This is a genomic window from Clostridium sp. HBUAS56010, assembly GCF_007115105.1.
Lineage (GTDB): Bacteria > Bacillota > Clostridia > Lachnospirales > Lachnospiraceae > Lacrimispora.
In genome coordinates this window covers 1,121-5,526 of the sequence record NZ_SULJ01000032.1, presented here as the reverse complement: position 1 = coordinate 5,526, position 4,406 = coordinate 1,121, and the positions used below count along the sequence as shown (strand labels likewise).

The window sequence follows — 4,406 nt, the reverse complement described above, 5'->3', positions numbered from 1 at the left end:
CTACAGTAATAATTTTTTTATTCATTAATCCTCCATCTGTATGTTTGAAGGATACCGGTATCCTAGTTGTTATTTTCTAATCTATATAAAACCTACGTTTGCAACCGTAGATAAAATTGTTGATGGTTACTGCTTTCCTGTGGAGCCATGTCCTCCACGGTTTTCGTTAGCTAATATATCCGTTTCCACGAATTTGATTGTTGGCTGATGCTCCATAATGCGGAACTGGCAGATTCTGTCATTCACATGAATTACTGTATCTCTCAAGGCATAAGCTGGCATTTTCCACTCATCATTATTCCCACAGTAGGTTTCATCAATAACTCCCACACTGTTGGTCTGGATAATACCGTAATTTTTAAATGTACTGCTCCTCGGCACCACATGGGCCTCATAACCTGCTGGAAGTTCCATGGCAATTCCCAGGGGAATCAGCTTAAAATCACCGGCTTTCATCTCTACTTCTTCAGCTGCCCGCAAATCGATCCAATCTGACTTACCATCTATGTAGCGCAATTTTTCTATTTTGTCTGTAAAGTATTTGATCCTAATATCTGTCATTCAATTCTCCTTATTTTGTTATCTTTTCGTCGCATGGAATTTTCTGCCCATATACATATTTCTTATCTGTTAACTTGCAAGTGATAATCCATTTCTTCTTATCAGAATCGTCAATTTCACAATGCTTACACTTACTGCATTCACTTGTGGTTTTCATTTATACCCTCCTACTTCCATAATATTGGATATTCAGATTTCAATGATTTCTGTATATCTATCACCGACTGGTTAATACTTCCTGCCCACGGGTAAGATGGATCTTTCAATTCGTCTATATATCTACCATCTACCAATACATCACATAGTTTAACTACCTCAAATTTATCACGATACAAATCTCGTAGTTCGCTCCAGTAGTAGCCCGTATAAATCCAGATGGATTTTTTATTTTCATAGCAAAGACGGATTTTATCGTCATTTTTATTCAATATATTGTGGTTCAATTCGTTATTCGTGCTATATATAGTGTTCGTAAATTCGTTTTTTAGGGCAGTGACGAGGTCTAATACATCATGTATATTCTCATCGGCAAGAGGTTCTCCACCAAGGATACTTATTCGTTTGATGTATGGTCTTCTTGCAAGTTCAATAAATTCTTGTTTCTTTTCTTTAGTCCACTCTTTTCCACCATTAAAATCCCACGTAGATTGATTGAAACAATTCTTACAATGGAAGTGGCAGCCTTGCACAAAGAGAGAAACACCTACGCTCTCTCCATTGCTGATATCCATGGAACGAATGCTTGCATATCTCATTAAGAATCACTTCCTTCAAATTCTATATCATCTAAGTGCATTACCCTGTCATGAATATCTCCAAGCCTACCTTGATTCCAACCATTTCTAGCCGTGCCTTTGTAGCCACAAGTTCTTCTTGTAATATCCATAGTTCTCACATCTCTGTTACCACAGTTAGGACACTCCCAAATCAGTTTGCCATCTTCGTCAATTAATTTAATTTCCTTATCATATCCACAAATTTGACAGTGATCGCTTTTTGTATTTATCTCAGCGTAGATGTTATTCTCATAGATAAATTTAATTACTTCTAATACTGCCGGAATATTGTTGTCGAGATTAGGGGCCTCGATGTATGAAATAGCTCCGCCTGGACTCCACCTCTGAAATTTAGCTTCTTTCTGTAATTTTTCAAAGGCATCAATTTCCTCAAATACAGGAATATGATATGAGTTTGTAATATAGCTTCTATCAGTTATTCCTTTGACCAATCCAAATCTTTCCTGTAAACACTTAGAAAATTTGTACGTTGTTGATTCTAGTGGGGTTCCATATAAGCTATAGTCAATATTTTCAGCCACTTTCCACTCAGAGCATTTATCATTCATTGCTTTCATTACAGCTAAACCAAATGATTCTCCGATGTCTTCGTCACTATGGGAATGGCCCGTCATGTATTTCACACACTCATACAGACCTGCATATCCAAGAGATAATGTCGAATATCCGCCATGAAGAAGTTTATCTATTGCTTCACCCTTTTCGAGCCTTGCTAATGCTCCATGTTGCCATAAAATGGGAGCGACATCAGAAGGTGTCCCTTCAAGTCTCTCATGTCTACATTGCAATGCTCTATGGCATAACTCCGTTCGTTCTTCAAACAAATTCCAAAATTTGACCATATCACCTTTTGATGATAATGCCAAATCTACAAGATTGAGTGTCACAACTCCTTGATTAAATCTTCCATAGAATTTGGGGTTCCCGTTTTCGTCTTTCCATACAGTTAATGCACTCCTACACCCCATGACTGGGTAGCAGTTACCATCTTTCATTTCTTTCATAATCTTTTCAGATATGTAGTCAGGCGTCAGGCGTTTTACTGAACACTTGGCCGCTAATTCTGTAAGATACCAATATTTGCTACTCTCATGAATATTATCTTCCTCCAGAACATAAATGACTTTAGGAAAAGCTGGTGTGATCCACGAACCTTCTTCATTTTTCACCCCCTGGTGACTCTGAATAAGAACTTCTTCTATTAGTAGAGCTAAATCTGTTTTCTCCTGCTCATTTTTTGCTTCTCCCAAATACATGAAGAGTGTCAAAAATGGTGCTTGACCATTTGTCGTCATAAGCGTCACTATCTGATATTGAATGGTTTGTATACCCTTTTTAATCTCTTTAGCAAGCCTCATTCTTACTGTTTTTTCAATCTTTACTTCATCTAAATCATCACCCGTAGTAGTGCGTTCTTTAATTACATCATTTCTAATAGATTTTCTACTAATATCTACGAATGGTGCCAAGTGAGCCAGGGAAATACTTTGACCGCCGTACTGAGAGCTTGCTACTTGTGCGATAATTTGAGTTGCAATATTACATGCTGTTGAGAAACTATGTGGCTTTTCAATCAACGTTTCAGAAATCACGGTACCGTTCTGTAACATATCTTCGAGATTTACAAGATCGCAGTTGTGCATCCGCTGCATATAATAATCCTCATCATGAAAATGAATGATTCCGGCGTTGTGAGCTTCTACAATATCTCTGGGGAGTAAAATTCTTTCGGTTAAGTCTTTACTGACAACTCCTGCCGTATAATCTCTGATTGTTGTATTTAATCTTGCGTTCTTATTAGAATTTTCCGTATTCCAGTATTCGCTATTTCCTTCGAGCAGTTCCAAAATACTCTTATCAGTTGTATTACTTTCTCTAATGAGACTTCTTTTAAGACGGTATTGAATGTATGCTCTCGCCACATCTTTTCGACTGCTTGACATGAGTTTCTCTTCTACAATATCTTGGATATCTTCAACCGACATTTTCTTATTTAAAGATTCTATGTAACTTGCAACGTCCCTCGCCTTTTCTTTTGCATAAGGACTTTCTTCTCCATCAGCATCAATAAATGCTTTCAGAATTGCCTTTTTAATTTTACCCTTATCAAACTCAACCTGGCTGCCATCTCTTTTAATAATTTTCAATCTATAAACTTCCTCCATTCAAATATGTAATATCTATATCAACGTGATTTCTCACGGCTGAATTTCATACAGCCTTTACCGGATTCTTTTCCACATAGCACATAATAAAAACTGTTTCCTTCATCAAATCCGATAGGTTTTCTTACAATATGGTCAATTACTCTGTCATTGTTATCAGTTGCATTGCTGCCACATAGAATCCATGTGTTTCCATGTCCGTTCTCCTTGATTCTCTGTAATTCAGAGATTAACTCGTTTACTGTTGTTACCATTAAATATTGTTTACACTTTTAATCCTTTCGTTGTTGTCTATCTCTTGTCAAAATCAACATTATTTACAATCTGATATATTTCTCTGATCACCTTTGCATCATATAAGGCATTATGTTTATCGCCAACTACTTTGTTTTCACGATAATGATCATGCAATATTTCTTCTCTTGATTTATCAAAGGCTTCTTTTAAAGTGATATTGTATTTCTTTGCAATATCTTGATTAATATCGTAGCAACCTGGACATATTTGTTTTGGTAGACTCCAAGCATTGGAAAATAAATCAATCAGCAAAACCATATCATAATGACAAACGTCAGAAACCAGTTCTACGCTGTTAAATTGAGCAAACCAATTCTCTAATACTTTGCCTATTTCCCGTTTGGCTCCAAGGTGATAATTTGGAATATATATGGATTCTCTTTTATGCCAATCTGTTTTGTATAAATGAGCAATTACATTATCTCTAATCCATGTATCACATTGCTTTTCATCATAATCTATTAGTTCAGCATAAAACTGCTTATTGTTCTCAGACACCAACCCTATGCTTATAAGGGTCGTTCCTTTATGTAATCCTGTAAATTCAGTGTCAAAAAATATTTTCAATAAATACTCCTTTCATTTA

General features: G+C 36.2%; 6 protein-coding genes. All 6 read right to left on the bottom strand.

Translation table 11 applies throughout. From position 1 onward, the window contains the following. Positions 1 to 126 precede the first annotated feature (126 nt). From FAY33_RS18955 to FAY33_RS18935, 6 genes are read right to left on the bottom strand one after another with little or no spacing between them, the layout of a single operon-like run. Positions 127 to 561, bottom strand: a complete 435-nt coding sequence (locus FAY33_RS18955; RefSeq protein ID WP_143323034.1) for a dUTP diphosphatase — start codon at positions 559 to 561, stop codon at positions 127 to 129. A 10-nt stretch (positions 562 to 571) separates the two neighbouring features. Then, positions 572 to 718 carry a hypothetical protein gene (locus FAY33_RS19735; RefSeq protein ID WP_185967727.1) on the bottom strand — a complete coding sequence of 49 codons (147 nt, stop codon included), beginning with the start codon at positions 716 to 718 and terminating at the stop codon, positions 572 to 574. A gap of 10 nt (positions 719 to 728) precedes the next feature. After that, complete coding sequence (locus FAY33_RS18950) at positions 729 to 1,316, bottom strand: 4Fe-4S single cluster domain-containing protein (protein WP_143323032.1); 588 nt, start codon at positions 1,314 to 1,316, stop codon at positions 729 to 731. Continuing rightward, a complete protein-coding gene (gene nrdD / locus FAY33_RS18945) occupies positions 1,316 to 3,505 on the bottom strand; it encodes an anaerobic ribonucleoside-triphosphate reductase (RefSeq protein ID WP_143323030.1) in 2,190 nt (729 codons plus the stop codon). The genes FAY33_RS18950 and nrdD overlap by 1 nt, the downstream gene beginning before the upstream one ends. 38 nt (positions 3,506 to 3,543) lie before the next feature. Then, complete coding sequence (locus FAY33_RS18940; protein WP_143323027.1) at positions 3,544 to 3,777, bottom strand: hypothetical protein; 234 nt, start codon at positions 3,775 to 3,777, stop codon at positions 3,544 to 3,546. 37 nt (positions 3,778 to 3,814) lie between these two features. After that, a complete protein-coding gene (locus tag FAY33_RS18935) occupies positions 3,815 to 4,387 on the bottom strand; it encodes a 3'-5' exoribonuclease (RefSeq protein WP_143323025.1) in 573 nt (190 codons plus the stop codon). Positions 4,388 to 4,406: the final 19 nt, after the last annotated feature.

Bases quoted from the DNA above. Each gene is read 5' to 3' on its own strand.
- FAY33_RS19735 (WP_185967727.1), bottom strand. From the start codon at position 718: ATGAAAACCACAAGTGAATGCAGTAAGTGTAAGCATTGTGAAATTGAC.
- FAY33_RS18955 (WP_143323034.1), bottom strand. From the start codon at position 561: ATGACAGATATTAGGATCAAATACTTTACAGACAAAATAGAAAAATTG.
- FAY33_RS18940 (WP_143323027.1), bottom strand. From the start codon at position 3,777: ATGGTAACAACAGTAAACGAGTTAATCTCTGAATTACAGAGAATCAAG.
- FAY33_RS18950 (WP_143323032.1), bottom strand. From the start codon at position 1,316: ATGAGATATGCAAGCATTCGTTCCATGGATATCAGCAATGGAGAGAGC.